The sequence below is a fragment of the Streptomyces albidus (ex Kaewkla and Franco 2022) genome (assembly GCF_013870515.1).
GTDB lineage: Bacteria > Actinomycetota > Actinomycetes > Streptomycetales > Streptomycetaceae > Streptomyces > Streptomyces albidus.
Genome location: NZ_JACBXA010000315.1, coordinates 1 through 5739 on the forward strand (window position 1 = coordinate 1; position 5739 = coordinate 5739).

Annotated in this window: 4 protein-coding genes and 1 pseudogene; 3 read left to right on the plus strand and 2 right to left on the minus strand. The window is 71.9% G+C overall.

The window, feature by feature from the left end; all coding sequences use genetic code 11:
* Positions 1-151 (minus strand): annotated as a pseudogene (locus H5J26_RS32335) (MFS transporter); the annotation flags it as partial.
* Positions 148-2466 (minus strand): molybdopterin oxidoreductase family protein, encoded by a 2319-nt coding sequence (locus H5J26_RS27645; RefSeq protein WP_181768699.1) that lies wholly within the window; start codon positions 2464-2466, stop codon positions 148-150. The gene H5J26_RS27645 and the pseudogene H5J26_RS32335, both read right to left, overlap by 4 nt.
* 240 nt (positions 2467-2706) lie before the next feature.
* Between H5J26_RS27645 and hmgA the strand changes: the two genes are divergently transcribed.
* The 3 genes from hmgA to H5J26_RS27660 form a co-directional block, all read left to right on the plus strand.
* A complete protein-coding gene (hmgA, locus tag H5J26_RS27650; RefSeq protein ID WP_181768700.1) occupies positions 2707-4086 on the plus strand; it encodes a homogentisate 1,2-dioxygenase in 1380 nt (459 codons plus the stop codon).
* 76 nt (positions 4087-4162) lie between these two features.
* The gene (locus H5J26_RS27655) at positions 4163-4915 is read left to right on the plus strand and encodes a GntR family transcriptional regulator (protein WP_181768701.1); all 753 of its coding nucleotides are present in this window, start codon (positions 4163-4165) and stop codon (positions 4913-4915) included.
* Positions 4916-5024: 109 nt separating this feature from the next.
* The coding region (locus tag H5J26_RS27660) for a type ISP restriction/modification enzyme (protein ID WP_309238092.1) at positions 5025-5739 on the plus strand (715 nt) is incomplete at its 3' end.

Below are 5739 nucleotides of genomic sequence, written 5' to 3' on the forward strand. Positions count from 1 at the left end.
TGATGACGCCGACGGCGCGGGCGTCGGCGCCGAGTTCCAGCGCGTGGTACGAGACGGACGGCCGCGCCATGCTCACCGCCCCCTGCGAGAAGGTGAAGGAGGTGACCAGGCGCAGCAGCCAGCGTCGCGCGGGCGGGACCGTACCGGTCACCCTGCGCCCGGAGCCGGGACCGGCGAGACCTGCACCGGGAAGCCGTTGAGCACGGCGGTGCCGGAGAGCGGGTCGAGGAGTGTGCCGTCGAGGAGCTGGTTGACGTTCACGCCCGGATCGGTCGCGGCGACCCGCATCCGGGTGCCGGGCCGGTCGTGGCCCCAGCCGTGCGGCAGGCTGACGACACCCGTGCGTACCGCCTCGGTCACCTCCACGGGCGCGGTCACCTCTCCCCCGGCGCCCTTGATCCTGGCGTCCGCGCCGTCGGTGAGGCCGAGGCGGGAGGCGTCGTCCGGGTGGAGTTGCAGCGTGCAGCGGTTGGTGCCGCCGCGCAGGGCCGGGACGTTGTGCATCCAGCTGTTGTTGGAGCGCAGATGGCGCCGTCCGACGAGCACGAGGGCGTCTCCCACGGTGCGACGGTGCAGCGCAGCGCGAAGCCGGGGGATCTCCTCGCGCAGCGACTCGGGGCAGAGTTCGACGGTGCCGGAGCGGGTGCGCAGCAGTTCGGGAAGCCGCGGGCGCAGTGCGCCCAGGTCGATGCCGTGCGGGTGGGCGAGGAGCTTCTCCAGGCAGAGCCCGTCGGGGTCCGCGCCGAAGCCGTCACCGTACGGCCCGAGGCGCAGCATCACATCCAGTCGCCGTTCCGGGCCGCTGCGGCCGGTGAGTTGGGCGGCGAGGGCTTCGGGGTCGCGGCCGTGCACGGGCGAGCCGGTCTCGGCGACCGCCTTGGCGAGGATGCGTCCGATGACCGCCTCGTCGACCGTGGCCGGGTCCGCGGCGGGGGCGCCCTGGAGGCAGAGCAGCAGCCGCGCCATGATCTCGCTCTCGGTCAGCTCGCCCTCCCCCGGTTCGATGACGGCGCGGGTGTAGCGGACCTGGTTCCGTACGGGCAGTGCGTTGAAGGCGAAGTCGAAGTGCGGGGTGCGGCTGGGCCTCGCGGGCGGCAGCACCACGTCGGCGTGGCGGGTGGTCTCGTTCAGGTACGGGTCGAGGCTGACCATGAAGTCCAGTTCGCCCAGGGCCCGTTCCAGCCCTTCGCCGTCGGGTGCGGAGAGCACCGGGTTGCCGGCGAGGGTGAGCAGCGCCCGTACGCGGCCCTCCCCGGGGGTGGTGATCTCCTCGGCGAGTGCGACGACGGGGAGTTCCGATTTGGCCTCCGGGTGTCCGCTGACCCTGCTGCGCCAGCGGCCCAGCTCGAAGCCCTTGCCGGGGGCGGCTGTTCGGGGGGCCCTTGCCGTGGCGGAGAGGGGGAACATGGCGCCGCCCGGCCGGTCGAGGTTGCCGGTGAGGGCGCTGACGACGTCGACGAGCCAGTTGGTGAGGGTGCCGAACTCCACGGTGGAGGAGCCCACGCGCCCGTAGACGGCGGCGCGTCCGGCACCGGCCACCTCGCGGGCCAGCGTGCGGATCTCGGCGGCACTCACGTCGCAGGCGTCCTCGACGACTTCCGGCGTGAACTCCTGGGCGAGCGCCCGTACTTCCTCCACGCCCGTCAGGTGCTCCCCCAGCGTGCCGGTGTCCGTCAGCCCTTCGGCGAAGAGGACCTGCACCATGGCCATCAGCAGCAGTGCGTCGCTGCCGGGCCGGATCGCCACGTGCCGGTCGGCGAGCTTCGCCGTGCGGGTGCGTCGGGGGTCGATCACGGTGAGACGTCCGCCGCGTCGCCGCAACTCCTTGAGCCTGCCCGGGAAGTCGGGCACGGTCGCGAGCGATCCGTTGGACTCGACGGGGTTGGCGCCGAGGACGAGCAGATGGTCGGTGCGGTCGACGTCGGGGACCGGGATGGCCTGCGGGTCGCCGTAGAGCAGGCCGCAGGAGACGTGCTTGGGCATCTGGTCGAGTGTGCTGGCGGTGTAGAAGTTGCGGGTGCGCAGGGCCCCGAGGAGCTGCGGCGGGTAGAGGGAGCCTGCCATGTTGTGCACGTTGGGATTGCCCAGGTAGACGGCGACCGCGTCCGGGACGCCGTCCGCGAGGACCGCGCCGAGCCCTGCGGCGACGGCGCCGAACGCCTCCTCCCAGGTCGTCTCTTGCAGGTTCCCGTCCGGATCGCGCACCAGGGGACGCGTCAACCGGTCGGGATCCGCGTCGAGTTCACCGAAGGAGGCGCCCTTCGGGCAGACGAAGCCGTGGCTGAAGACGTCCTCACGGTCGCCGCGGGCACCTGTGATCCGTCCGTCCGCGATCGTGACCGTGAGCCCGCACGTCGCCTCGCACAGGGGACAGATGCGCAGCGCGGTGCTCTCGGAGGGGGATGCGGCGGCAGCGCCGGCTGCCGCGGGCTCGGTGGACGAACGGGTCGTACCGGTCGCGGTCATGGCGCGCTCCCTCGGACGGTGCTGATGTCACTCCGTGCCACCGCACTGTAGGCCCTGTACACGGAACTTCGCCCGGGCCGCGGATCAACGTGACGGGCGTTACCCGTCGCGAAGGCGCCGGCGCGGGCGCCTCTCACCGGCGAACTCGCCGCTCCCGCACGCCTCATTGACGCGGACACCGCGCATTCCTATGGTCTTATGCAGGAATCCAGGGGGATACATGAACGGCGGGAGCAGGCGATGAACCTCGGCACCGGTGGTGCGGGCAGTGCTACGAGCGACCAGGAGCAGGCACGCAAGACGGCGGAGGGCCTGAGCTACCTCTCCGGTTTCGGCAACCAGCACAGCAGCGAAGCCGTCCCCGGAGCGCTGCCGCTCGGCCGCAACGCTCCCCAGCGCGCACCGATGGGCCTGTACGCGGAGCAGCTCAGCGGTACGGCCTTCACCGAGCCGCGCGCCTCCAACCGCCGCTCCTGGCTGTACCGCATCAGGCCCTCGGCCGCCCACCCCCGTTTCGAGCGCACGGGCAACGGCAACCTCCACAGCGCCCCCTTCACCGAGGCCACGCCCGATCCGAACCGGCTGCGCTGGGACCCGCTGCCCGAACCGCAGCACGGTACCGACTTCCTCGCCGGTCTGTGGACGCTCGGCGGCAACGGCGACGTGACCCAGCGCTCCGGGATGGCGGTGCACCTCTACGCCGCGAACACGTCCATGACGGACCGCGTCTTCAGCGACTCCGACGGCGAGCTGCTGATCGTGCCCGAGCGGGGCGGGCTGCTGCTGCGCACCGAGTTCGGGATGCTGAAGGCGGAGCCCGGCCACGTGGCGCTGATTCCGCGCGGCGTGCGCTTCCGGGTGGAGCTTCTGGAGGCCACCGCCCGCGGTTACGTCTGCGAGAACTACGGAGCGCCTTTCACGCTCCCCGAGTTGGGCCCCATCGGTGCCAACGGGCTGGCGAATCCGCGGGACTTCCTGAGCCCCGTCGCCGCGTACGAGGGGGCCGAGGACGCGGAAGGGGACCGTCCCGTCGAGGTGGTCAACAAGTTCTGCGGCAACCTGTGGGCCGCACGCTACGACCACTCGCCGCTGGACGTCGTCGCCTGGCACGGCAACCACGTTCCGTACCTCTACGACCTGCGCCGCTTCAACGTGCTGGGCAGCATCAGCTACGACCACCCCGACCCGTCGATCTTCACGGTGCTCACCTCGCCGTCGGACACACCCGGGCTGGCGAGCGTGGACTTCGTGGTGTTCGCACCGCGCTGGCTCGTCGGCGAGGACACCTTCCGACCGCCCTACTTCCACCGCAACGTGATGAGCGAGTACATGGGCCTGCTCGAAGGCGCCTACGACGCGAAGGCCGAGGGGTTCGTACCGGGCGGCGGCTCGCTGCACAACATGATGTCCGCGCACGGGCCCGACAGGGAGACCTTCGAGCGGGCGAGCGCAGCCGAGTTGAAGCCGCAGAAGGTGGACGACGGGCTGGCGTTCATGTTCGAGACGCGCTGGCCGGTCCTTCCCACGGCGCAGGCGCTGGAGGCGGAACACCTGCAGCCAGGCTACGACGACGTGTGGCAGGGTCTGCAGCGGCATTTCCGCCCCGACACCCGGCCCTGAGCAGCCAACCACCGCGCGGGGCGTGCTCTTTCCGCGCCCAGTCCACGCCCCGTGCCCGGAGCGCCCCGGAGGCACCGTGACCGTCTTCGCTCCCGACTCGCTGGAGCTGAACCGCAAGCTGCCGCTGTGGTATCAGGTCTCGCAATCGCTGCGCGCCTCCATACTCGGCCGGGCCCCGGGAGCGCCACTGCGCCTCCCGACGGAGGAACGGCTGGCGCAGCACTACGGCGTGAGCGTGCTGACCATGCGGCAGGCGCTCAAGGAGCTGGAGACCGAAGGGCTGATCAGCCGGTACCGGCGGCGCGGCACCTTCATCGAGCCGGACGCCCGCCGCACGCGTCCCGTACGGCTGCTGGGCTCGGTGGACACCATCGTGGCCCAGCAGTCGGGCGACCGTACGACGCTGCTGCACCACGGGCTGACACCCGTACCCGCCGAACTTGCCGAGCACTTCCCGGACATCGGCGAGACGACGGCGTACCGCCGGCTGCGGTACGACCCGGAGAGCGGCGAAGCCACCAACTGGGCCGAGAACTTCATCCACCCCGAGGCCGCCCGGCACATCGACCCCGCCGACCTCGAACGCGGCTGGCCGATGACGAAGGTGCTCCGGGACGGCGTGGGCATACGCATCAGCCGGATCACCGACACGGTCGAGGCCCGGCTGGCCGACCCGGAGACGGCGAAGCTCCTGGACGTGCCGCTGCTGAGCCCGATCCTGCACTACACCGGCGTGACCTACGACGCCGAAGGGCGGGTGGTGGACGTCGCCCTCATCCACTACCGCGGCGACCGCTTCTCCTTCTCGGTGACGGTCGAGGCCCGGTAATCGGAACCGGGTACTGCACCGGGGTGCGGCACCGAGACCGGACCGTGAGCGGCACCTCCCCCCGGACGCGCCCATGACGGCGGTGCGCACACCCTCGTAGCATCGAGCGGTGAGCGAAGACGGCCCCGGCCCGAAGGACGCGCATCTGCTCGACGCGCCCCTGCTCGATGAGGTCATGCCGTGGTCCGTGGCCCCGATGCGGCTGGGCCGCGAGTGGGTGCTGGCGCCGGATCCGGCCTGGCTGCAAAGGCGTTGGGACCTCCTGCGGGACACGGAGGAGGAGACAGCACGGGCCGCGCTGTTCGGACCGAGTCGTTCCCGCGACCTGCACAGCATGCCCGCTCCACTGCCGGGCAGCCCCTCCCACGACGGCCCGCTCGCGCGGGAGAGCGGCCGCTGCCCGGAGCCCGTGCGGGTGCTGCACGGTCCGTACGACCAGCAGTGGCTCATCCCGGACCACCGGCTCATCGACGGGGCACGGCCCCAGTTGTGGCGCGTCGGCGACGATCAGCAGACGCATCTGGTCGAGACGGCGCACGACCCCCGCCGCCCCGGCCCTCTGGTCACCTTCACGACGCTGCTGCCCGACGGTCACTGCGCCGCCGGCCGCCCCGGACGCATCAGGCCGCTCCACCGGCGCCGCGGCGGCCGTGAACCGAATCTGCTCCCCGGGTTGACGGAGCACCTCGCCACGCGACTGGGCGGCTCCGTCAATGCGGAGGACGTGCTCGCCTGGATCGCGGCCACCGTCGGCGCGGGCCCCAACGGGCGTGCTGTGCCTCTGACTTCGGACGCCGTGCTCTGGCGGCGCGGAGTCGCGCTGG

What these genes read in the sequence shown, in the direction of transcription:
- H5J26_RS27645 (WP_181768699.1), bottom strand. Translation starts at nt 2,466, where the DNA reads ATGACCGCGACCGGTACGACCCGTTCGTCCACCGAGCCCGCGGCAGCC.
- hmgA (WP_181768700.1), top strand. Translation starts at nt 2,707, where the DNA reads ATGAACCTCGGCACCGGTGGTGCGGGCAGTGCTACGAGCGACCAGGAG.